Below are 23,284 nucleotides of genomic sequence, written 5' to 3' on the forward strand. Positions count from 1 at the left end.
CAAGCGAGGCTTCTTTCCAGCCCTTGACCTAATTATCAATATCAATAATGATAATTGCAAGAGGCATGCGAACACCCGGAAGGTGGCGCCAGCACAAGGGGGAGGCATGAGCGAGCGGCCAGCATCTCGGCGTTTCGACCCGGCATTGCGCGCCAAGGGCGCCCGGCCGAGCCCTGTCGCCCGCTCGGCGATCGCCTTCGACGCCCTCAAGCACGACATCATGCTCGGCGAGCTCGCTCCCGGCGAACCCCTGGTGGAACTGGAACTTGCCGCCCGTTTCGGCTGCAGCCAGGGCACGGTGCGGGAAGCCCTGCTGCAGCTCCAGGAGGAAGGGCTGGTGCATCGGCGCGGCCATCGCGGCACGCAGGTCTCGGACTGCACGGCGGACGAAGCCGTCGAGATGTTCCGCGTCCGCAAGCAGATCGAATGTGCCGGCGTGCTGCGCGCCTTGCGCAACCCCAGCCGCGGCCTGCTTTCCGATCTGAAGGCGTTGGTCGAGGCCATGGAGGAGGCCGCGCGGGAGGATGACGAGATGGGGCTCGCCGCCTTCGACCGCGACTTCCACCGCCGTCTGTTCCACGATGCAGATCTGCCCGCCCTGGATCCGATCCTGCATCGCTGCCTGATCCACAACCATCGCTTCAAGATTTCGCGCACGCAAGGCCAGCGCGATCTCGTGCTGACGGCCCAGCGTCATCGGCCGCTGGTGGCGGCAATCGAAGCCGGCAACAGCGCCGCGGCCGTGACCTCCCTCGAGCACCACATCGCGACCATCGTTGATTTCGGGCCCAACGTCTTTCCGGGAGCGGGGCAATGAACGTTCCTATCCCCGATGTGCAGGTCGAAGAGTTGACCGGTCGGCTCGATCCGGAACTGGCACGTCTCCTGGCCGCCATCGACGATGAAATCGGCCCGCAGCCCGACACGACGCTGCTGCCACCGGCCGAGGGCCGGGCCCTCGCCGCGCAACTCAACCAGCGCTGGAACCGTGACCTGCCGGCAATGGCCTTTGCTGACGACATCGTCATTCCTGCCGATCCGACGCTCTCGTCCGCCGACTGCCGCGTCAAGGTGCTGATCCCACCGCAGGCGGGAGACGGTGCCCTGGTCTTCATCCATGGCGGCGGCTTTGCCTTCTGCAGCCCGCAGACCCATGAACGGTGCGCCCGAGTCCTCGCCCTCGAAACCGGCCTGCCCGTTCTCCTGCCGGACTATCGCCTGGCACCGGAACACCCCTTTCCGGCGGGGCTGCATGATGTGATCGCCTGTCTCCACCGCGTTTTCGAACACACGGCTGCACTCGGCATCCGTCCAGGACCGCTGCTGCTGGCTGGCGACTCCGCCGGCGCCAATCTGGCCCTCGCCGCCATGCTTCACGGACAGGCCGGCGGATACAAGGCCGTCGACGGTGCCCTGCTCTTCTATGGCGTCTACGACGCGGATTTCGAGACCCCCTCCTATCGACGCTTTGCCGAGGGGCCCGGCCTGACAACGGCGCGGATGCAGCGTTACTGGAACTGGTATCTGCCCCATCCGAAGGCACGACGGGCGGCGCTCGCCTCTCCCCTGCATGCCAGTGACGAGGCCCTGCGTGGCCTGCCGCCTCTCTTCCTTCTGGCGGCGGAGATTGATCCGCTCTTGTCGGATACGCTCAATTTGGCAGCGCGCCTGCGCTCGGCGGGACGGCCGGCCGACATGCACGTCGTCAAGGGTGTGACGCACGGATTTCTGCAGATGAGCATCGGGCTGAGCGCGGCCCGCAACGCCCTCAAGACCGCTGCTCAAGCGGCAAAGTCAATGATCAAGCCGGCCTGAACCGGCACCCAAAACACATCTTCGGGAGGAGACGATGAGGACAGGACTGAAGAAAACGCTGAAGGCGCTCGGTGTCGCCTGCGCCCTGAGCGCCAGCATGATGCTCGGGGCCGCCAAGGCACAGACCGTGCGCTTCTGGTATCATTTCGACAATCCGGCCAACCCGATGGACGATCTCATCAAGAAGTTCGAGGCGGCCAATCCCGGCATCAAGGTCGAAGCCGAAAACGTGCCGTGGAACTCCTATTACGACAATCTCTACACGGCGATCGTCGGCGGCAATGCGCCCGACGCCGCCATGGTGAAGCTGTTCGCCCAGCCCCGCCTCGTCGAAATGGGAGCCCTGGAGCCGATCGGCGAACGCATCGATGCCTGGCCGGGCAAGGCGGACCTGCTCGACAATCTCCTCAACCTCAACAAGGGACCTGAGGGCAAGCAATATTACCTGCCGATCCAATATGTCGTTCTCTATCTTTATTATCGCACCGACCTGTTCAAGGCCGCCGGCCTGGAACCGCCCAAGACCTGCGACGAATTCCGAGAGGATGCCAAGAAGCTCACCAAGACGCCGGACACCTATGGCTTCGGCCTGCGCGGCGGCAAGGGCGGCTGGGACCAGTGGGGCACCTTCGTCTTTTCCAAGGGCGCCAAGCTCGAGCCGGGCGGCCTGACCACGCCCGAAGCGATTGCCGCCAACAAATGGCTGGTCGACATGTTCCGGGAGGACAAGTCGATTCCGCCCTCCGCGCCGAATGACGGCTTCCAGGAAATCATCGCGGCCTTCAAGGCCGGCAAGACGGCGATGACCATCCACCACGTCGGCTCGTCCAACGATCTCGTCAAAGCCCTGGGCGACAAGGTCTCGGCGGTCCCCGCTCCGGCGTGCAACGGCAAGCAGTGGACCTCCTATGGCGATGAATCGCTGGCGATCTTCTCCTCCTCGCAGGTGAAGGACGCCGCCTGGAAATGGATCTCCTTCCTGGCGGAGGGACAGAACAACGTCGAGTTCAACAAGGCTACGGGCCAGATGACGGTGACCAAGTCGGGCTCGGCCAACTGGACGCTGCACCAGCGGCGTTTCGTGGATGCCACCGTGCAGTCGCTGCCCTTCGCCTCGGTGCTGCCGCAGACCCCGGCCACGACCGAATTCGTCAACACGGCCTGGCAGACCAACATGCAGCAGGCCCTGACAGGCGCGGCGACGCCCGAGCAGATGATGCAGCAATTGCAGACGCTGTTTGCAAATTAGGCAAGGGCGCCGGGCTTTCTGCGCCCCGTGCAGAAAGCCCCTCTTTCTCCTCTCACCACGACGCCGGGCCATGTCGCTGCATTCGTCCACCTCCGAACTCGATCGGGAATTCGCGGTCCCCCTGCGGACGCGATTGATGCCCTATGCCCTGCTGGCGCCGGCTCTGCTGGTGGTGTTCGTCGTCGTCTTCGTCCCGATGATCGAGGCCGTCTATACGAGCCTGTTCGATCTGGTGCTGTGGAAGCCCAACGCCGCCAGATTCGTCGGCCTGGGCAACTACATCAAGCTGTTCGCCGATCCGGTGTTCTGGACCGCGCTCTGGCACACCGTGATCTGGATCGGCCTCACGGTACCGCTGCAGATGGGGCTCGGCCTGGTTGCCGCCCTGCTGCTCAACCGCGACTTTCCCTGGCGGGGCCTTGCCCGCGCCCTGATCATCATCCCCTGGGCCTTGCCAAGCGTGGTCATCGCTTTGATGTGGCGCTGGATCTACGATCCCAACACCGGCGTGCTCAACGACATGCTGCTCAGCGTGCATCTGATCCAGAGCGCGGTGCCCTGGCTCGCCGATCCCAATGTCGCGCTCTATGCCGTGATCGCCACGCTCACCTGGCAGGGCTTTCCCTTCTTCGCCGTGATGATCCTCGCCGGCCTGCAGGGCATTCCGCGCAGCCAGTACGAGGCCGCCTCCATCGACGGTGCCACGCCCTGGCGCCAGTTCGTCAACGTCACCCTGCCCGGCATTGCACCGGTCTTGGCCACGGCCGGGCTGCTTCGCGTGATCTGGGTCGCCAATTCCATGGACGTCATCTTCGTGATGACAGGGGGCGGTCCCGGTTACGCGACGCATACGCTCCCCCTCTACGCCTTCATCAAGGCGCGCCAGAACCTCGATTTCGGCTACGGCACGGCAGTCGCGGTGACCTTCACCGTCCTGCTCGGAGCCTTCGTCGCCATCTACATCATCCGCACCATGAAGGAGGTCGAGCGATGAACAAGCCATCGACCCTCCGGCGCATCATCACGACAGACCTGCCGGTGGCAGCGATCGTGCTCTTCGCGCTCGGGCCCTTCGCCTGGATGATCCTGACCTCGCTTACCCCGTCCGAGCGCATTGCGGCGAGTGGGGTTTCGCTCTCGCCCATTGGCTGGAGCCTCGACAACTACACCCGCCTGTTCGAGCAGACTTCCTTCCTCGGCAATATGGGCCACAGCCTGATCATCGCCCTCGGCACGGTGGTCGTCGGCCTCGGCGTCTCGGTCACGGCCGCCTATGCCTTCTCGCGCTTCCGCTTCCTCGGCCGCCGGGCGATCATGCTGCAGTTCCTGCTGGTGAACATGTTCCCGGTGGTGCTGCTGATCCTGCCGCTTTTCGTGCTGATGCGCCGGCTCGGCCTGCTCGACACCCATCTCAGCCTGATCCTGGCCAATGCGACCGTCGCCATTCCCTTCGCGGTGTGGATGCTGACGAGCTATGTGGCGGCCATTCCCAAAAGCCTCGACGAGGCAGCGATGATCGACGGCTGCTCGCGCCTGGCGGCTCTGCGCCGGGTGGTACTGCCGCTAGCCATGCCCGGCATCATCTCCACCGGCATCTATATCTTCATCACCTCTTGGAACGAGTATCTCTACGCGCTCACTCTGGGCGGCAAGAACGTGCGCACGGTGACCGTGGCGATCCAGACCCTGATCGGCGAATACCAGATCGAATGGGGGCTGCTCGCTGCCGGCGGCGTGGTCGGCGCCCTGCCTGCGACACTGCTCTTTCTCCTCGTGCAAAAACGCCTGGTCGGCGGCCTGACCCAAGGAGCGGTGAAGGGATGACGAAGCCTGCACCGCTGCCTGCCCTCTGCAAACTGTGAAGCCAAGCAATGAATCCTATCGGCCTGATATCGATGCAATATGCCCGGCCCTTTGCCGCCGAGCATTTTCCCCTCTTCGCCCGCATGAAGGAACTCGGCTACGATTTCGTCGAGCTCCTGGTGCCCGAGCCCGGAGAAATGGACCTGGCGGCGGCCCGCGCAGCCCTGGCCGACGCGGGCCTCGGGGTGGTGTTGGCGGCTCGCGTCAATCTGCAGCGCAACCTGTCCTCGGAGGATGCAGCCAGCCACCGGGCCGGCATCGACTATCTGAAATATGCCGCCGACTGCGCGGCCGCGCTCGGCGCGACAGTGGTGGGTGGCCCCCTGACGGGCAATCCGCTCGTCTTTGCCGGCCGCGCACCCCAGCCGGTGTCGGAGACCGAGCGCCTCGCCCGCAAGCAGCGCTGTGTCGTCGGCCTGAGGGAAGCCGGCGACCATGCCGCCGGTCTTGGCATCACCCTCGCCGTCGAACCCCTGAACCGCTTCGAAAGCGACGTGCTGTGCACCACGCAGCAGGCGATGGAACTGCTCCAGGCCGTCGATCACCTCGCCGTGCGGCTGATGCTCGACACCTTCCACATGCATATGGAGGAAGCCTCCATCTCCGAAGCCATCCGCCTTGCCGGATCGCTCCTCGTGCATTTCCAGGCCAATGAGAACCATCGCGGCTTTCCGGGAACCGGTGCCACGGACTGGGTCGACGTCTGCCGCGCGCTGCATGACATCGACTATAGCGGGCCCATCTCGCTCGAGCCCTTCCGGCGCAACGACGATCGCTTCGGCGTGCCCTTCGCGCAATGGCGCCCGCCCCATGAGGACGAGAGCGAGCGCCTCGCCGCCTCCGCCTCCTTCATCCGCTCCCACATCTCGCTGACGGAATTTCGCAGATGACCTTGAATATCGGCTGGATCGGCTGTGGCGTGCACGCCACCCAGATGCTGTTGCCGCAACTCCTGCGCCATGACGTGAAGATCGCAGCCCTTTGCGACATCGACGGCAAGCGCCTTGCCGATGCCGGCCGCCAGTTCGGCGTCTCGACACTGCTCACCGATGCAATGGAGCTGATCCGCACGCCCGGGATCGATGCGGTCGGCATGGCCGTCGGCCCCGACCAGCACCTCGCCTTCGGCAAGGCCGCGCTGGAGCACGGCCTGCCCGTTTTCATGGAAAAGCCCCCCTCTGGTTCGGCCGAGGGGGCTCGCCTGTTGCGTCAAGCATCCGAGAAGGCCGGCAAGCCACTGCTCCTCGGCTTCATGAAGCGCTATTCGGTGGGTAACAAGATCGCGCATAACATCTTGAAGTCCGGCCGGTTCGGCCCCGTGCTCGGTCTCACCGGCTACTACATGACGGCACCCGGCTATTTTGTCGGCAACGTCGATTATACCGGCTTCTTCCTGCATCATTGCGTGCATTACATGGATCTCGTCTCCCACCTGGTCTCACCCGTCACCGCCCTGACGGCGCGCAAGGTGGAGAAGACGCCAGGCCGCGTACTCTTCCATATCGCCCTGGACTTCGATTGCGGCGCCATCGGCACCATAGCGATGGGCACGATTCAATCCCGGGGTACGCCCGTCGAGCGCATCGAACTGATGGGAGATCACCAACGCCTGGAGATCGAAGACGTGGTGGAGGTGCGTTGGCATCGCGATCCCCCCTTCAAGACGGCCGATGCCGCGGCAACCCTGGCGGACAGCCAGGACAGCCTCACCTGGAAACCCAATTTCACGGCCGCCGCCAACGAGGATTTCAAGGGCTACCATGCCCTCCTCGCCGATGTCGTACCAGCACTCAAGGGGGAAGACACCCCGGCCCCGAGCATTCGGGACGGGGTGATTGCCATGGAAAGGCTGGAAACCCTCAGGAAGGCCCTCGCCCTATGACCTCCAGAATGGATCTGGCATGCAACCGCCGGCAGTTGGTCCTTTCGCGGCTCTGATCCAACCAGGGATCGACGACGACCCAGGCACCTGTTTTCGGCGATCCAGAACACCGCATCCAATTCCATGATCAGGTCCGATGCGCTGCAGGCCGCCACAATGGCTGACCCGAGGTGTCATGATCCAGCCCGAAGTAACGAAATTATAATCGGGGCGGCAATTTACGCCCCCCAGCCGTTGGATATCGCAGTGCCCCTTGGAATCGAACCAAGCCAGGCCACTGATTGTAAGCCGCTGGGCCATCTCCTCGATAGGGCGATGCGCACGGAGCGCTTCGAATGCGGGTCACTCCGCACCCGGCTCACAAATGCTTGTATATCGTCGTCCGTGACAATCCCAGAACGCGCGCCGTATGCGTGACGTTTCGGCAGGAGCGATATGTCGCCCGGATCTCCCGGCAGATCCGGCGTGCCAGGCCACGGTCCCGGCAGGCGGCGCAGACGTCACCGAGATCTTCCACACCATCGACGAAGCAGGCCTCGTCGATGGCTGCTCCCTGCTGGCGCATGATTAGACGTTGGAGCGCGCTCCGAAGCTCCCGGATATTGCCGGGCCATGTGCGCTGCGCCAGCCTCGCGATGGCAGCATCCGTGATCGCCAGCCCCGGGGCCAGTTCCTGCAACAGGTGCTTGACCACGAGCGCAAAGTCGGTGCGGGCAGACAGGGGCGGCAGATGCAGGACGAGACCGTTGAGACGGTAAAGCAGGTCGGCCCGGAAGGCCCGCTCCGCCACCATCTCCTCCAGATTGCGGTTGGTCGCGGAGATGATCTGGACATCGACCTTGTGGATCTTCAGTCCGCCCACCGGCCGCACTTCCATGGCATCGAGAAAACGCAGCAACGCCGTCTGGGCGGAAAGCGGGACATCGGCGATCTCGTCGAGGAACAAGGTGCCGCCGTCGGCCTGCCGGGCCAGCCCGATGGATCCCTCCGTCCGGGCATTGGTGAAGGCGCCCTGCTCATGGCCGAAGATCTCGGCAATGAAGAGTTGTTCGGCCAACGCACCGCAATTGACGGGAACGAATTCCCCACACCGGCCGCTCACCGCATGGATATGGCGTGCCATCAATTCCTTGCCGGTGCCCGTCTCGCCCGTGAGGTGAATGGGCATGCCCATGGCGACGCCCTGCCCGATATCGGCCATCGCGGCCTTCAACGCCTCGTCCGCACAGACGAACTCCGGCGCGGAGCCAACCTTGTCATGGAGCATCTCCCGCGAGCCCTGGCGCAGGTTGCGGACCGCCAGGCCGGGAGCGATCTGCCGACAGACCATCAGGACCTGGCTGCCAACCGCATCGCGTATGGGAATGACGCCTCCCCGCAGAAGCCCATCCAGCGCTCTGGCGAAGGGTATCTCGAACAGGGCGTCGAAACTCACACCCGCCCCGGTCGGCAGGCCGGACAGCAGGACCGAGCCGGGACGGTTCAGTGCCGTGACGACACCATCGCGCGACAGGGCCAGCAATCCCGCCGATAGCGTATCGAGATATTCGGCACGCGGATGGAAGGCCAGGATGAAATTGTCCGCGCATTCCTGGAAGATCAGCCCGTTCTCGATCTGGGCCGCGGCCATGCGCACCAGCGCATGTGTATGCTGCTGACGCGCCTCATTGGCACAGGACGCATCGAGCAATCCCAGGACCTGTCCATGTGAATCCAGGATGGGCGCCGCCATGCAGCTCAGATGGGCGTGGCAGGTGAAGTAATGCTCCCGGCCGAAGACGCCGACGGGCTGGCTGCTGTCCGCGGCCAGCCCGAGGGCATTGGTGCCCCGCCGTGCCTCGTCCCACAGGCTGCCGGGAAGGATGGCGCGCCCCGCCGTGCTCTCCGTGAAGGCCTGATCGGAGATGGTGTCGAGCACCATGCCGGTCGCATCCGCCAGCGCGATCATCAGATTGGAGCCGGCGATCTGGGCGTAGAGAACCTGCATCTCCGCGAGGGCCAACCGGCGCAGGCCTTCCATTTTCTGGCGCCGACGCGTCACCGTCGCAAACGGCACCACCTCGCCGCGGGGCTGGAGGCCGGGGTCGAGACCCAGCTCCCGGCAACGCTGCCAGCTTTCGGCGATCGGCACCGGCAGGGTACCGCCGGGCAGGCGATCGCCGCGTTCGAGCGCATTTCGGGCCCGGTCCATTCCCGACTGGGTCTGCATGACCTACTCCTCGATTTGGCCTTCCGGCCGGCGACGCAATGCCGAGGGCGCTGTACGCGAACTGGACACCCGGCCCCCGCAAATGTTCAACCCAACGACAGAACCGGCTTCAAAGATTCAATCAACACACTGAGATAGCTTGCATATTTTTCCTGGCATGCGGATTGCCATGTCTCTTGCGAAGCACGGACAAGACCGGGCTCGCGGAGGAAATGACAATGAAGGCGCAAGTACTCACCCGCTATGACGACGACCTGAAAGCCGGCCAGTGGGTCGATCTCCAGGAAGTTCCCGATCCCAGGATCGAGAAATCCAACGACGTCATCGTGCGGATCGGCGGAGCGGGTGTATGCCGCACCGATCTCCACATCATCGAGGGTGTCTGGCGCCCGCACATGGACCCCAATGGCGACCAGCTGCTGCCGCTGATCATGGGACACGAAAATGCCGGCTGGGTCGAAGCAATCGGCAAGGAGGTCGAGGGCATCAAGGTCGGGGATCCCGTCATCGTGCATCCCAAGATCTCCGGCGGGACCTGCCTGGCCTGCCGCCGCGGCATGGACATGCACGGCCCGGGCCGTTTTCCGGGACTCGACTGCAATGGCGGCTATGCGGAATTCCTCTGCACCTCCGAGCGCAACATCGTCCCGCTTCCCAAGACGCTCGCGCCCAAGGAAGTCGCGCCCTATGCCGATGCGGGCCTGACCGCCTATCGCGCCGCCAAGAAGGCGACCCGCCATCTGCTGCCGGGCGAGAGCTGCGTGGTGATCGGCGCCGGCGGCCTCGGCCATATCGGTATCCAATGCCTCAAGGCCATGTGCGCCGCCGACGTCATCGTGGTCGACAAGTCCGACGCCTCCCTGGCCCTTGCGGGCAAGATCGGAGCGGACAAGCTGGTGAAGGCCGACGGCAACGAGGTGGAGGCCGTGCTGGCGCTCACCGGCGGGGCCGGCGCCGAAGCCGTGATCGACTTCGTCGGCGAGAAGGGCACCACGGCCAAGGGCCTTGCCATGACCCGATCGGCCGGCAGCTATTACGTCGTCGGCTATGGTGAGGATATCCGGGTCCCCACGGTCGACATGGTCATCACGGAAAAGAACATCATCGGCAATCTGGTCGGAACCTGGGCCGAGCTCGTCGAACTCATGGCCCTGGCCGATCGCGGCCTGGTCGAGTTGACCACGGTGGAATACCGGTTGGCCGATGCCAACAAGGCTCTCCAGGATCTCAACGCCGGCAGGATCCATGGTCGCGCTGTCCTCATTCCGTAAAGAGAAAAGCCCAGGCCTCCCCCCGATCGGCGGGGGCCGGGCACTCCCATTGCCGCACCCGGGCGACCGGGACGGCAGGGGCGCGGCAAGGCTGAAAGGGCGAGCCATGTGCAAGGTCCTCACAAGTCAGAGCCCGCTCCACTTTCGCAAGGCGAGCCGATCGATGCGTATCGCCGGGCACTCGACGACGGTGAGGTTGGAGGAGGCGTTCTGGCAGGTCCTCGACGAAATGGCGCTGCGGGAAGGGCTCTCGACCTCCCGCCTGATTTCGGTGCTCTATGAGGAAGCACTCGAACGCCATGGCGCCGCGCCAAACTTCGCTTCGCTCCTGCGCACCGTGTGCCTGCTCTATCGCGGGATGATTCCGCCCGAGAGCTGATACGCCGAGAGAGGCCGGATCGCTCCGGCCTCCTCACCCACCGTCTCAACTCGCCTTTGCGATCTTGACGATCCGGTCCTCGGCGATCCAGCGCGCCGTCAGGATCAGGGCCCCCATGGCAAAATCCTTGTCATGGGTGTCGATCATCTCACGGGCGAGATTTTCCAGTTTCTGGAAGAACAGGTCCTTGCTCTCTTCCTCGCGGGTCTGCTCTGTCGGCATGTCGTCCTCCTGTGATGGGCGCTTTGCTGCGTCTATTTGAAGAGTTGAGGCGGGAAGGTAACCAATGCGGCCTGGCCCTCGGCATCGCCCACGGCGAGATGGCGCCCGTCCGCCGACCAGGCCAGCGCAGTGACGGCGCCGCCGAACGGCCGCACGAACAGTTCGTCGCGCCCGCCGAGCCGCGCCACCACGATGCGGCCATCGGCATAGCCGGCCGCGACCAGATCGCGCCTGGGATGGGCGGCAACCGCCTCCACCAGGATCAGGCCGGTATGCCCGGTGAGCAAGGCCTGGCTGGCGGCTTCGGGCATGCCCCAGGCCGCGATGCGATAGGCACCCGATGCCACCAACTGCCCTCCCACGCCCCAGGCCAGCCCCCGCACCGGTGCGGGAAAGTCGAGGATGGTGTCGGTCCGTCCAAGCGGGACGTCGACGATGCTGAGGCCACCAATTTCTAGACCACAGGCGATGCGATCGCCTTGCTCGTTCCAATGGAGGCCCGTTGGCCGCGAGGGCAGCGTGACCACGCCTTCGACCGGCATTTCTTCGTCCAACCCCAGGATGACGAGGCTTTCTCCACTCAATCCCGCCAGATACCGGCCATCGGGGGAGAATTTGAGGGCTTTCGTGTCGGGAAGTGTCGCCCTCGACCGACCAACGATTTTTGCCTCCTGGTCGAGGACGCAGAGTTCCTCGCCGTCCGACAGAGCGGTCATTCCCGATTGCACCGCATGGTCGAGCGCCCGGATGGAGAGGCCAAGACGAAAGAAATCCTCGCTCAAGTCTCCCTGCGCCGAAACCCTCCTGACCGCACCATGGCCGGTCCCGACGAGGAAGCCGCCTGCATGGAAGGGAACGACAAGAGGAGCTTGGCCCTCCTCAACTGCGACCGCGGTCAGGGGCACTGGCGGACTGGTACGCGGCAATATTCTCATCTGGCCGAGATCGCCACTGACCCGGATACGGCTTTCCGGTCCCTCCGTTTCCGCCACGGCAGCAAGGGCCAGCGTCCCATCGAGGGTCGTGAAGGCGACAGAACTGCCCTGCCGATCGAAGTTTACGCTCGCGACGGGTGCGGGTCGCTGCCAGCAGCGTCCCAGCAGGTCGAACAGCGTCGGGTTCTGTCTGCTTTGCTGATTCATGATGTCCTCCCTTCCCGCTCCATGGCCTGCTGGAGCAGACGATCGAGCGCCTCGATTTCCTGCTCGGCTGTTTCGATGCGCTCGGCACATTGGCTTTGCCGCTCGATCTCAGCTTCGGCGCTTTTGTGTGCCGTTCGCAGTTCGTCCTGCAATTCCCGCGCCAACTCCCCGTCAGCCGGTGTTTGCTTCAAAGCCAGCTCGAGGCGCAGGACCTCCATGTCGAGGCCGGCGAGGAGCTGGGTGAGCTTGAGGGCCTGTGCATTGAGCGCGGACAGACCGGCAACCAAGCCGAGCCGGCGTGTCAGCAGATCCTGACGCTCGGGATTCGCATGGGTCATGGCCGCCTCTTCTCCTCGACGACCTCCGGCCTTTCCCAGCCGGATAGGAGGTTCGGCAGCTCCGGCAGCTGGGCTTTGAACTGGCGTTGCGCCGCCTCCACATGGCTCCTGAGCTGGTCCCAGATGTCGACGCGCAACAGGCAAGTGGTATCGCCGGTCAGGCGTTCAATGTCCTCCACCCGAAACTGCCGGGACAGGGAAACACCCGAGAAGACGAAGTCGCGCAGCGTGATGGCATGCCGTTCCACAAAGGCATGAAGCAGGGGATGGGTTTCCTCCGTAATCCCCGCCTTTGTCAGCTCGGCGATCATGAACGCCTGAAAATGGCGCTGCAGGCGCAACTGGCTTTCGCCCAGAAAGCGCATGGAGAAGATCAGGTCGCGCGGCATCAGCCGCAGCAGGTCGGTGATGACCTCGCTCTCGCCCGGCCCCTCGAAAGCCGATGGTGATCGAGGATCGTCGGAAGAAGACATCGGCATGACCCCGAATGATTGGGTTGTCATAGTGCCGACAGGATAACCCATGAAAGTAAGTTGTCTATAAGTTCTAATATCAATGATATCAATAAATGTGTTAAATATCAAAATAGATAAATAGCATTACATTTGTAAATTACAGCTGTAAAATAATGTTACACCAATGACGTCCGCGCGAATATCAACGCCATTCAGGACGCCTGAAGCTGCACAATTTAGAGCTTGTCGCGAGTTGGCACGGTCCTTGCTGTATCGTTCTCCATAAGAAGCCCATCGCGTTTCGGCGCGATGCCAAAAGAACGAAGGAATGGGGAACCCAAGGTCGGAATGCCATGGCGCGCGTGCCTTGCGCAGCGCGCACCGGGCTTTCAGCACCGCTCCAGATACCTTTGCCGTGATCCACTCGAGCGGCCGGATGGAGGCATCCATGCTTCCAGGCGGACCGCCCGCACTCATCGGCGGCGATACCTGCCGCTCCCCGCCCGGACCATGGGGGTTCGTGGCGCAATCTGGTGGAGGCTCATGGCTATGACGTCTTTGACGCTCAACAAGATAACCTCGCAGCGCGGCATTTCCGTCGGCGAGGCGACCAAGAAGATATCCGATCTCGGCTGGAACCCGACCTATGTCCAGGAAGCGATGACCTTCCCGACGGACTACAAGATCAGCAAGGCGCCGCGCGATCCGATGAAGCAGGTGTTGCGCTCCTATTTCCCGATGCAGGAGGAAAAGGACAACCGCGTCTACGGCGCGCTGGACGCTGCCTTGCGCGGCGACATGTTCCGCAATGTCGAGCCGCGCTGGGTGGAGTGGATGAAGCTCTTCCTCGCCATCATTCCCTTCCCGGAAATCTCGGCCGCCCGCTCGATGGCGATGGTGGCGAGGCTGGCGCCCGGCGAGGACCTGCGCACCGGCTTCACCATGCAGATGGTCGACGAGTTCCGCCATTCCACCATTCAGATGAATCTGAAGAAGTGGTACATGGAGAACTATATCGATCCGGCCGGCTTCGACATCACCGAAGAGGCCTTCGGCAAGTGCTACGCCACCACGATCGGCCGCCAGTTCGGTGAAGGTTTCATCACCGGCGATACCATGACCGCGGCCTGCATGTACCTGACCGTCGTCGCCGAGACGGCCTTCACCAACACGCTGTTCGTCGCCATGCCCTCCGAGGCCGCCCGCAATGGCGACTATGCCCTGCCGACGGTGTTCCTTTCGGTGCAGTCGGACGAGAGCCGCCATATCGGCAACGGCCACTCCCTGCTGATGGCCGCCCTCAAGGAGCCGGAAAACCACCTGCTGCTCGAGCGCGACCTGCGCTACGCCTTCTGGCAGAACCACGCCATCGTCGATGCCGCCATCGGCACCTTCATCGAATACGGCACCACCAATCGCGACAAGAACAAGGAATCCTACGCGGAAATGTGGCACCGCTGGATCTTCGAGGATTACTATCGCACCTACATGCTGCCGCTGGAAAAATACGGCATCAAGATCCACCACGACGACGTGCAGACGGCCTGGAAGCGCATCACCGAGAAGTTCTATGTCCACAAGGTGGCGCAGTTCTTCGCGGTGGGCTGGCCGGTGAACTTCTGGCGTATCGAGGCCCAGCGCGAGCAGGACTTCGAGTGGTTCGAGCACAAATATCCCGGCTGGTATGCCCAGTTCGGCGATTTCTGGAAATGGTACGACAAGCTCAGCCACCGCGGCGAGAAGGTTCTCGTGTTCAACGAGCAGGTTGGCTACGTCTACCCCCATCGCTGCTGGAGTTGCCTGGTGCCCTGCCTGATCCGCGAGGACATGGTGGTGGACGAGATCGATGGGCAGTTGCACACCTTCGCCCATGAACTCGACCGCTGGACCGCCGTCGAGGCTTTCTCCGACGAATATCAGGGCCGCCCGACCCCGGCGATGGGCCGCTTCAGCGGCAAGCGCGAATGGGAAACGCTCTATCACGGCTGGGACCTGGCCGATGCCATCAAGGATCTCAACTTCGTGCGCTCCGACGGCAAGACCCTGGTGCCGCAGCCGCATCTGCGCTTCGACAGCAAGGACATGTGGACGCTCGACGACGTACGCGGCCACACCCTGCAGTCTCCGCTCACGCTGCTGCGTGAGATGAACCCGGCCGACCGCGAGAAGCACCTGGCCGAGTACCGCGCTGGCTTCACCATCACGCCGTTCAACTGACGAAACGAACCCCATGGAGGCCGGGAACCGGCCTCCACTGGGCCCGCTTGCCCCCTTCCCGCGCCGGGAAGGGGAACGGGAGAGTATTGGGAGGAGAAGACCGATGAGCGGTGCCCACACTGTGCGTCTGGAGCCGGTCGGCGTCGAATTCGAAGTGGAACACGGCGAGACGGTGCTGAATGCGGCATTCCGTCAAGGCATAGCGCTGCCGCATGGCTGCAAGGAGGGACAATGCTCGGCCTGTAAATGCGTCCTGCTGGATGGCGAAGTCGACATGCTCAAATATTCGACCTTCGCGCTCAACGACATGGAGAAGGACAGCGGCCACGTCCTGTTATGCCGGACGATCGCTTATTCCGACATGGAGGTAGAGCTCCTCAACTACGATGAGGAGGTGCTGGCGAAATCGATCGCAGTGAAGACCTATCAGGGCCGCATCACACGCATCGAGCGGCTGACCCACGACATCCGTGGCATCGAGATCAGCCTCAATTCGCCGATGAAATTCTGGGCCGGCCAATATGTCGACATCACGGTCACCACGCAAAAGGGGGAGACGCTTACGCGCTCGTTCTCCATGGCAAATACGCCGGACCAAACCCAGGCCCTGTCCTTCATCATCAAGAAATACCCCGAGGGGAAATTCTCCGGAGAACTCGATGCCGGGGGAATCCAGGTCGGAGCCGAGGTTGCCATCGTCGGCCCCTACGGAACCTGCTTTCGACGGGAAGAACGCGAAGGACCCCTGATCCTGGTCGGCGCCGGGTCGGGCATGTCGCCGGTCTGGTCGATCCTCAACGACCACTTGGCCAGTGGCGAGCAAAGGCCGGTTTATTTCTTCTACGGTGCCCGTACGCAGGACGACCTCTTCCATCTCGACCGGATCTCGGCCCTGGTGGAACGTCATCCGGAAGTCAGTTTCATCCCCGTGCTTTCGCATGCCGGGGAAGACGGCGCCTGGCAGGGCGAGCGCGGCTTCGTGCACGAAAGCGTGGGGGCCAAGCTCAAGGAACTCGCCATCGATGGACAGGGCGACGTCTATGCCTGCGGTCCGCCCCCGATGATCGACGCGCTGCAGCCCGTTCTCTTCATGAACGGCTTCGAGTCCGAGCACGTCTTCTTCGACAAGTTCACCACCTCGTCGGGCGCGACCTCGCCCGGCCACTAGAGGAAGTGCAATTTCTCTGAACCGCAATTCCTCTCTAAGTCTTTGTTTTAACGCGTTTTCTTAATGGAAAAGTCTGTCAAATTTCCTGGAAAACGCTCTAAGGACCGCCCTCACCAGGGGCGGATCGTCGAAACGCACCACAACCAGGGAGTGAATACCATGCCTGCCATTTCGAGTTCGGTCGGGTCCGGCGCAGCCGGTGCGGCGATCTTCGTCGATTCCGACAGCCGCAAATATCGCTATTTCGACCCCAGGGGGCAGCGCGCCACCCACTACGAGGACGTCACCGTCGATGTGCAGCCCGATCCCGAGCGCTATCTGATCCAGAACTGGATCATCAATTTCGCTGACGGCAACGGCGCCTATGTCAAGGGCAACACGCTGGCCCAGAGCTCGAACTGGCATGCCTTCCGGGCGCCCGACCAGGAATGGGAGCGCACCCATTACCAGCGCCAGTCCAAGATCGAGACCATGGTGCAGAGCGTGATCGCCAATGGCCGCAAGTCCGGCGCCCCCAAGAGCTTCGACAAGGTCTGGATCAGCATCCTGCAGCACCATCTGGGTGCCTGGAAGCACGCCGAATTCGGCCTGGGCACCTCGCTGATGCAGGCCCAGCGCTACGGCTACACCCAGATGATCAACAACGCCACGCTGACCAATTCCTCCTACAAGCTGCGCCTGGCCCAGGACATCACGCTCTATCTGGCCGAGATCGGCATGGATATTCCCGGCTGGAACGACGAGCTCGGCAAGAAGACCTGGCTGGAGGACGGCGCCTGGCAAGGCACCCGTGAAGCCATCGAGACCATCATGGGCTCCGAAGACTATCTGGAGCAGTATTTCGCCATCAACATCGTATTCGAGCCTCTGGTGGGCGAGCTCTTCCGCTCGGGCTTCCTGATGCAGGTGGCAGCCGCCAACCACGACTTCATCACCCCGCCGGTGATCTCGGCCGCCGAAGCCGACTATGAGCGCAATCTCGCCAATACCATCGACCTGATCTACCTGCTCGCCCATGACGAGAAACATGCGGCGGCCAACCGCCAGCTGTTCAAGGGCTGGCTGAAGAAGCACCGCGCCCTGGCCGACAAGGCGGCGCTGGGGCTGCAGCCGATCTGGTCGATGCCGCATTCCAAGCCGGTCTCGTTCGAGGATGTCCGCGCCGTCTCGCAGGAGCGGATCGGCCAGATCCTGCGCGAACTCGGCCTCGACGACTGACCGGCCGGCAACCATCTCAAGGGAGAAACGACCATGTCCACGGCAGCACGCGATTCCTCGCACGCCAATATCTTCAAGTCGATGAAGGACATCACCTTCGAGCAGACCATCTCGCACCAATGCGGGGTCACCATGAACGACTCGGTGGAGGCTCGCGCCATCGCGGAATTCATGGGCAAGAAGGAAGGTGTGATCGTCACCTATCAGCCGGCGCTGATCCGCATCGACGGCGACGGCAAGCTCATCTTCAAGATGGACGAGATCAGCGAGTATCTCGGCCGCGAGATGACGGCCGAGATCTTCGAAGTCAACACCTCCACCCATTACGGCCGCATGGTCAGGATCGACGACAACACGGTGATCCTGTTCGGCAACATGGACGAGGTCTTCGAATATATCTGAGCGCGACGGCAAGTCTTGGGCGATACGCAGCGGCGTATCGCCCGTTCCCGCCCATGCAGAGCCGAAAACGAGTAGCCAGTCATGCCAAGCAAAATGAAGGCCGCGATCTTCGTCGAGAAGGGGCGCATCGTCCTCGACGACAAGCCGATCCCCGAGATCGGCCCTGACGATGCCCTGATACGGGTCACGACCACGACGATCTGCGGAACGGATGTCCATATCCTGAAGGGGGAATATCCCGTCGCCAAGGGCCTGACCATCGGCCATGAGCCCGTCGGCGTGATCGAGAAGCTCGGCTCGTCGGTACGCGGCTTCAGGGAGGGCCAGCGCGTCGTCGCCGGCGCCATCACCCCCTCGGGCTGGAGCCATGCCTGCCTGTGCGGTTGCGGTTCGCAGGACGGCGCCGGCACCAAGCATGGCTGGAAGGCCATCGGCGGCTGGAAGTTCGGCAACACCATCGATGGCTGCCAGGCCGAATTCGTCTGCGTGCCGGACGCCATGGCCAATCTCGCCCCCATTCCGGACGAGGTGAGCGACGAACAGGTCCTGATGTGCCCGGACATCATGTCGACCGGCTTTGCCGGCGCCGAGACCGGCGGCATCCGGATCGGTGATATCGTCGCCGTCTTCGCGCAGGGCCCGATCGGCCTGTGCGCCACGGCCGGCGCCAAGCTGATGGGCGCGACCACCATCATCGCCGTCGATACGGTGCCGGCCCGCCTGGCCATGGCCAGGCGCCTCGGTGCCGACATCGTGGTGGACTTCAAGCAGGAAGATCCCGTCGAAGCCATCATGCGCCTGACCGACGGCCGCGGCGTCGACGTGGCGATCGAGGCACTCGGCACCCAGGCGACCTTCGAAGCAGCCCTGCGGGTTCTCAGGCCCGGCGGCGTGCTGTCGAGCCTTGGCGTCTACTCGTCGGACCTGAAGATCCCGCTCGACGCCTTCGCCGCCGGCCTCGGCGAGAAATCGATCCGCACCTCGCTCTGTCCGGGCGGCAAGGAGCGCATGCGCCGCATGCTCGACGTCATCGGCTCGGGGCGGGTGGACCTGGGCGGGCTGGTCACCCACCGCTTCAAGCTCGACCAGATCGAGGAGGCCTACGACCTCTTCGCCAATCAGCGCGACGGCGTGCTGAAGGTCGCCATCACGACCTGAGGAGCGCCGGCCACCACGGCAGCGATGGGAGAGAGAACAATGCTCGATGCTTCATTTGGCCCCTGTTCCGAAGCCGGCATTCCGACCGCGAGAATGGGCGGGCAAAGGGGTAAGCCAGGCGCCGGTCCGGAAGATGCGGAAGCAGCCGCGCGGGACGGTCGCACCTGCAGCGACACTGCATCCGAGGGATGTACGGGATGCCCGTTGCGCAACGCGCGGATGGCCCGGCTGCCGCCTTTCCACACACCTGGCAGAGCCGCGGCGCCACCGACCTGACCTCGCGGAAAATACTGAAACAATCGAGTTGAAACAAAATCTTAGAGCGAAATACCAACGGAGGAAGCCATGTATATCACGCCCGAAGGCAAGGAAATTTTCGTCGTCGACGGCCACACCCATTTCTGGGACGGCAGCCCGGAGAACCAGCGCAACATCCATGGCAAGCAGTTCGTGGAATGCTTCTATGCCTATCACACCGCGCTCAGCCCCAAGGAGCAGCTCTGGCCGAAGGAGAAGTTCGAGAAATACAGCGCCGACGATCTCTATCGCGACTTGTTCGTCGATGGCCCCGATGACGTCGCCATCGTGCAGTCGACCTATCTGAAGGATTTCTACAAGCAGGGCTTCAACACCCTCGAGCGCAACGCCGAGATGGCCAAGCGCTATCCCGAACGCTTCATCGTCAACGGCTCCTTCGACCCGCGCGACGGCGAGGCGGCCCTCGAATACATCCACTTCATGAAGGAGACCTACGACATCAAGGGCGTGAAGATGTACACGGCCGAATGGCACGGGGATTCCAGGGGCTGGAAACTGACCGACCCCAACGCCTATCGCTGCTTCGAACTGTGCGAGAAGCTCGGCATCCGCAACGTCCACGTGCATAAGGGCCCGACGATCATCCCGCTCAGCAAGGACGCCTTCAACGTGGGCGACGTCGACGACGCGGCCACCGACTTCCAGAACCTGAACTGGATCGTCGAGCATTGCGGCCTGCCTCGCCTCGACGACTTCTGCTGGATCGCCGTGCAGGAGACCAATGTCTATGGCGGGCTTGCCGTTGCCCTGCCCTTCATCCATTCGCGCCCTCGCTATTTCGCCGAGGTGATCGCCGAACTCCTGTTCTGGCTCGGCCCGGACAAGATCCTGTTCGGCTCCGACTATGCGATCTGGACGCCGCGCTGGCTGGTGGAGAAATTCTGGGCCTTCGAACTGCCCGAAGACATCAAGCGCGAACGCGGGGTCGATCTCACCCCCGAGATCAAGGAGAAGATCCTGGGCCTCAACGCGGCGCGGCTCTACGACATCGACATCGCGGCCAAGAAGGCGGCCCTGGCCAAGGCGCCGCTGTCGATCGCGGCGGAGTGAGGGGCATGATGAGCGCGCCGCTCCGCGGTCGCCGCCAGGCCGAACTCTGGCGGCGGCTGTCCGAGGTCAACGACCCCGAACTCGACGAACCCGTCACCAATATGGGCTTCGTCGAGCGTGCCGAGATCCTGGACCATGCTGGCGTGGAGGTCGAATTCAGGCTGCCCACCTATTGGTGCTCGCCCAACTTCGCCTTCCTGATGCTCGATGGTGTGCGCGAAGCGCTCGAGGCACTGTCCTGGAAACCGGCCTACCGGATCCAGCTCCAGGATCACATGTTCGCCGACGAGGTCAATCGCGGCATCGCGGCGGGCAAGAGCTTCGGCCAGGTCTTCGGAGAGATGACGGGGGATCTCGATCTCACGGCCCTGCGCGAGACCTTTCGTGCCAAGGCCTATAAGCGGCGTCAGGAAGCCGTGCTTCTAGGATTGCGGCAGGCCGGCCTCGGCGACGACGCCATCCTCGCCATGGATCTTCCGGCCTTCGATGCCGCGCAGCCCGCGGGAGAGGACGCAGTGGCGCAGAAGCCGCGCTACCGTCAGGCCCTGCTCGAGCGCCATCCCCATATCGGCCGCGGAGATGGCGTCTTCCTGACCTGGGAAGGCACTCCCCTCGCCGCCGCCACGCTGGCCTCCTATCTGGGAGACCTGCGCAGCCTGCGGATCAACATGGAGTTCAACGGGGCCCTGTGTCGTGGCCTCAAGCAGACCCGGTACAAGCAGGCCGAGTTCACGGACGGCGAACCGACATTGGTCGACTTTATCCTCGACCGCGTGCCGCCCGCCGCCGGAAACGCGCCCGCCGTCAACAGCTGAACCGAGGCCTCGCCGCCCGAGGCCGACAACAACCGCCCGCAAGGGCGGAAGGAGGAGCCATGCCCAAATTGATGCTTCACAATTCGCACGCCCGTCGGGCCCTTGCCCGTGGCGTTCACCAGCTCGCAGCCGCCGTGGAGCCGACACTCGGCCCCAAGGGTATGAATGCCATGATCGACCGGCCCATCGGCACCCCGATGGTGACGCGCGACGGCGTTTCCATCGCCTCGGAGATCGAATTGCACGATCGTTTCGAGAATATGGGTGCGCAGGTGGTACGCGAGGTCTCGATGCAGACCAACGAGATCGCCGGCGACGGCACCACCACCGCCATCGTGCTCGCCAATGCCCTGGTCCAGAAGGGCGTCGAGGCCAATGAGCAAGGCGCCAAGGCTGTCGATCTGGTGAAGGGCATCGACCTCGCCGTCGATGCCGTGGTGTCTTCGCTGAGATCCAGCGCACGCCCGGCCCGTGAAAACGGCGCCCTGGCGGCCGTCGCCAACATCGCCGCCACGGATACCCGGCTCGGCGGCTTGGTGGCCGAAGCCTTCGAGAAGGTGGGCGCCGACGGCATCATCACCACCGATTTCAGCATCACCACCGAGACCACGCTCGATGTCGTCGAGGGCATGTCCTTCGACCGTGGCTATATCTCCCATCACATGGTCACCGATGTGGAGAAGATGCAGGCGGTGCTGGAGCGCCCCCTGATCCTGCTGACCGACCTGAAGATCAAGGATCCCGCCTCGCTCGATGCTGTCAGGGCGATCGCCGACAAGGCCGGCAGGCCACTGCTGATCGTGGCCGAGGAAGTTTCGCCCGAGGTGGTCGTGACGCTGCTCGGGCGCAGCGGCGCCGGCAAATATCTGATCGTGCATCCGCCGGAATACGGCCATTGGCGCAAGGCTCTGCTGGAGGATTTGGCTATCATCACCGGCGGGCGCGTCGTCGCCCGTGACCTTGGCGGCCAGCTCGAACAGATCGAGGCGGCGGATCTTGGCAGCGCGGAACGGGTGCGCACGAGCGCCACCCATACGGCCATCATCCATGGCGGCGGCGACAAGGCGAAAATCGCCGCGCGCCGCACCCAGGTGCAGCATCAGTTCGAAAACGCGCCGCCCAATATCGAGCAGGACAAATTGCGCGAACGCCTCGCCAAGCTTTCCGGCGGAACGGCCGTGCTCTATGCCGGCGGCGTCACACCGGTCGAGCAAAAGCGCACCATCCAATTGATCGAGGATTCCCTCTCCGCCGTGCGGGCCGCGCTCGACGAAGGGGTGGTCGCCGGCGGGGGCTCGGCCCTGGCCCAGATCGGGCCGGTGCTCGACCCCCTGCTTGCCAGGCTCGACGGGGACGTTGCGGCGGGCGTCCGCCTGGTGAAATCGGTGCTGACGCGCCCACTCTGGCGCATCGTCGCCAATGCCGGCGGCGATCCCGAGGCGGTGGTGGCGAAGGTATCGAGCGTCAATGGCGGCTTCGGCTACAACGCCGCTCTCGGCGAATACCAGAACATGTACGAGGCGGGCATCATCGATCCCGTCCGCGTCACCTGCGCGGCCCTGACCAACGCCGCCTCGGTGGCTAAGCTGATCCTCACCACGGAGACCCTGGTGGGCGATCTCGCCGAGGACGAGGATCCGACCGCCGGCCCGGCCCTCGGAGGCGGTGCCGAGAAACTCGGCCGTGCCTGAGCGCGCGGCCGTCGGGCCGGAATACGCAAGGATCTTTCATCCCAACCGACAGAATACGTGACCTGTCATCCCCGGCCGAGCGTAGCGAGGGGAAGGGGATCCAGGAGCCAGCGAGTACAGATTTGGCTCTGGATTCCCTTCCCGCCGCCTTCGGCGGCGCCGGGAATGACAGCGTTCTATCTACACGCACCGGTCAAGGTTTATGAGGGTTGGCATCACATCGAGAACCGGAGAGGGCGACACGCCTTGTCCGGCCAGGCCGAATTCGGCCTGGCGCCGGCCCACTTCAATTCGAACGATGACAAGCACGGAGACAATCATGGATGGAAACGAAGCCGCCAATATCGGCAAGTGCCCGGTAGCGCATGGATCGCGTCCCGGTTTTGAGGTTCGCTCGAACCGTGACTGGTGGCCGAACCAGC

At 63.6% G+C, this 23,284-nt stretch carries 22 protein-coding genes; 17 read left to right on the plus strand and 5 right to left on the minus strand.

The features are described 5' to 3' along the window. The first annotated feature begins 106 nt into the window (after positions 1–106). From U1R88_RS16860 to U1R88_RS16890, 7 genes are all read left to right on the plus strand, one after another. Entirely contained in the window at positions 107–817 is a 711-nt protein-coding gene (locus tag U1R88_RS16860; RefSeq protein ID WP_322432270.1) for a GntR family transcriptional regulator, read from the plus strand. Beyond that, positions 814–1,815, plus strand: a complete 1,002-nt coding sequence (locus U1R88_RS16865) for an alpha/beta hydrolase (RefSeq protein ID WP_322432271.1) — start codon at positions 814–816, stop codon at positions 1,813–1,815. The genes U1R88_RS16860 and U1R88_RS16865 overlap by 4 nt, the downstream gene beginning before the upstream one ends. A 34-nt stretch (positions 1,816–1,849) precedes the next feature. Further along, a complete protein-coding gene (locus U1R88_RS16870) occupies positions 1,850–3,064 on the plus strand; it encodes an ABC transporter substrate-binding protein (RefSeq protein WP_322432272.1) in 1,215 nt (404 codons plus the stop codon). Positions 3,065–3,134: 70 nt separating this feature from the next. Beyond that, the gene (locus tag U1R88_RS16875) at positions 3,135–4,058 is read left to right on the plus strand and encodes a carbohydrate ABC transporter permease (RefSeq protein WP_322432273.1); all 924 of its coding nucleotides are present in this window, start codon (positions 3,135–3,137) and stop codon (positions 4,056–4,058) included. Beyond that, positions 4,055–4,888 (plus strand): carbohydrate ABC transporter permease, encoded by an 834-nt coding sequence (locus tag U1R88_RS16880; RefSeq protein WP_322432274.1) that lies wholly within the window; start codon positions 4,055–4,057, stop codon positions 4,886–4,888. Before U1R88_RS16875 ends, U1R88_RS16880 begins: the two co-directional genes overlap by 4 nt. A gap of 47 nt (positions 4,889–4,935) precedes the next feature. After that, the gene (locus U1R88_RS16885; RefSeq protein WP_322432275.1) at positions 4,936–5,817 is read left to right on the plus strand and encodes a sugar phosphate isomerase/epimerase family protein; all 882 of its coding nucleotides are present in this window, start codon (positions 4,936–4,938) and stop codon (positions 5,815–5,817) included. Further along, positions 5,814–6,809 carry a Gfo/Idh/MocA family protein gene (locus tag U1R88_RS16890; RefSeq protein ID WP_322432276.1) on the plus strand — a complete coding sequence of 332 codons (996 nt, stop codon included), beginning with the start codon at positions 5,814–5,816 and terminating at the stop codon, positions 6,807–6,809. Before U1R88_RS16885 ends, U1R88_RS16890 begins: the two co-directional genes overlap by 4 nt. A gap of 358 nt (positions 6,810–7,167) precedes the next feature. Here U1R88_RS16890 and U1R88_RS16895 read toward each other — a convergent pair whose 3' ends face one another. Continuing rightward, positions 7,168–9,018 carry a sigma-54-dependent Fis family transcriptional regulator gene (locus tag U1R88_RS16895; RefSeq protein WP_322432277.1) on the minus strand — a complete coding sequence of 617 codons (1,851 nt, stop codon included), beginning with the start codon at positions 9,016–9,018 and terminating at the stop codon, positions 7,168–7,170. Positions 9,019–9,236: 218 nt separating this feature from the next. On the opposite strand from U1R88_RS16895, the gene U1R88_RS16900 reads away from it, so the two are divergent. Together U1R88_RS16900 and U1R88_RS16905 are read left to right on the plus strand one after the other, a co-directional pair. Next, entirely contained in the window at positions 9,237–10,289 is a 1,053-nt protein-coding gene (locus U1R88_RS16900; RefSeq protein ID WP_068297724.1) for an NAD(P)-dependent alcohol dehydrogenase, read from the plus strand. Between the two features lie 163 nt (positions 10,290–10,452). Next, positions 10,453–10,668, plus strand: coding sequence for a ribbon-helix-helix domain-containing protein (locus U1R88_RS16905; RefSeq protein WP_322432278.1), 216 nt, complete (start codon positions 10,453–10,455; stop codon positions 10,666–10,668). 45 nt (positions 10,669–10,713) lie between these two features. On the opposite strand, the gene U1R88_RS16910 is transcribed toward U1R88_RS16905, so the two are convergent. Genes U1R88_RS16910 through U1R88_RS16925 form a run of 4 tightly spaced genes read right to left on the minus strand, consistent with a single transcriptional unit; the run spans position 10,714 to position 12,843 of the window. After that, entirely contained in the window at positions 10,714–10,890 is a 177-nt protein-coding gene (locus tag U1R88_RS16910; RefSeq protein WP_202908555.1) for a hypothetical protein, read from the minus strand. A 32-nt stretch (positions 10,891–10,922) separates the two neighbouring features. After that, positions 10,923–12,032, minus strand: coding sequence for a WD40 repeat domain-containing protein (locus U1R88_RS16915; RefSeq protein ID WP_322432279.1), 1,110 nt, complete (start codon positions 12,030–12,032; stop codon positions 10,923–10,925). Beyond that, positions 12,029–12,370, minus strand: coding sequence for a hypothetical protein (locus U1R88_RS16920; RefSeq protein WP_322432280.1), 342 nt, complete (start codon positions 12,368–12,370; stop codon positions 12,029–12,031). Before U1R88_RS16920 ends, U1R88_RS16915 begins: the two co-directional genes overlap by 4 nt. After that, positions 12,367–12,843 (minus strand): hypothetical protein, encoded by a 477-nt coding sequence (locus tag U1R88_RS16925; protein WP_322432281.1) that lies wholly within the window; start codon positions 12,841–12,843, stop codon positions 12,367–12,369. Before U1R88_RS16925 ends, U1R88_RS16920 begins: the two co-directional genes overlap by 4 nt. Positions 12,844–13,368: 525 nt before the next feature. Here U1R88_RS16925 and U1R88_RS16930 point away from each other — a divergent pair. The 8 genes from U1R88_RS16930 (at position 13,369) to U1R88_RS16965 (ending at position 22,862) form a co-directional block, all read left to right on the plus strand. After that, positions 13,369–15,042: an aromatic/alkene/methane monooxygenase hydroxylase/oxygenase subunit alpha gene (locus U1R88_RS16930; protein ID WP_202908554.1), complete on the plus strand. Its 1,674-nt coding sequence runs from the start codon at positions 13,369–13,371 to the stop codon at positions 15,040–15,042. 103 nt (positions 15,043–15,145) lie between these two features. After that, positions 15,146–16,210: an NADH:ubiquinone reductase (Na(+)-transporting) subunit F gene (locus U1R88_RS16935; protein ID WP_322432282.1), complete on the plus strand. Its 1,065-nt coding sequence runs from the start codon at positions 15,146–15,148 to the stop codon at positions 16,208–16,210. A 159-nt stretch (positions 16,211–16,369) separates the two neighbouring features. Further along, positions 16,370–17,428 carry an aromatic/alkene monooxygenase hydroxylase subunit beta gene (locus U1R88_RS16940; protein ID WP_322432283.1) on the plus strand — a complete coding sequence of 353 codons (1,059 nt, stop codon included), beginning with the start codon at positions 16,370–16,372 and terminating at the stop codon, positions 17,426–17,428. A 33-nt stretch (positions 17,429–17,461) separates the two neighbouring features. Next, positions 17,462–17,830 (plus strand): MmoB/DmpM family protein, encoded by a 369-nt coding sequence (locus U1R88_RS16945; protein ID WP_068297706.1) that lies wholly within the window; start codon positions 17,462–17,464, stop codon positions 17,828–17,830. A gap of 81 nt (positions 17,831–17,911) precedes the next feature. Further along, positions 17,912–18,988: an NAD(P)-dependent alcohol dehydrogenase gene (locus tag U1R88_RS16950; RefSeq protein WP_068297698.1), complete on the plus strand. Its 1,077-nt coding sequence runs from the start codon at positions 17,912–17,914 to the stop codon at positions 18,986–18,988. A gap of 345 nt (positions 18,989–19,333) precedes the next feature. Beyond that, positions 19,334–20,356, plus strand: coding sequence for an amidohydrolase family protein (locus U1R88_RS16955; protein WP_068297695.1), 1,023 nt, complete (start codon positions 19,334–19,336; stop codon positions 20,354–20,356). A gap of 5 nt (positions 20,357–20,361) precedes the next feature. Next, positions 20,362–21,171: an iron-sulfur cluster assembly protein gene (locus tag U1R88_RS16960; RefSeq protein ID WP_322432284.1), complete on the plus strand. Its 810-nt coding sequence runs from the start codon at positions 20,362–20,364 to the stop codon at positions 21,169–21,171. Positions 21,172–21,230: 59 nt separating this feature from the next. Beyond that, on the plus strand, positions 21,231–22,862 hold the full coding sequence (locus U1R88_RS16965) for a molecular chaperone GroEL (RefSeq protein ID WP_322432285.1): 1,632 nt from the start codon (positions 21,231–21,233) through the stop codon (positions 22,860–22,862). The last annotated feature ends 422 nt before the right edge of the window (positions 22,863–23,284 follow it).

It is taken from the genome of Labrys sedimenti, from assembly GCF_034424805.1.
Taxonomy (GTDB): domain Bacteria; phylum Pseudomonadota; class Alphaproteobacteria; order Rhizobiales; family Labraceae; genus Labrys; species Labrys sedimenti.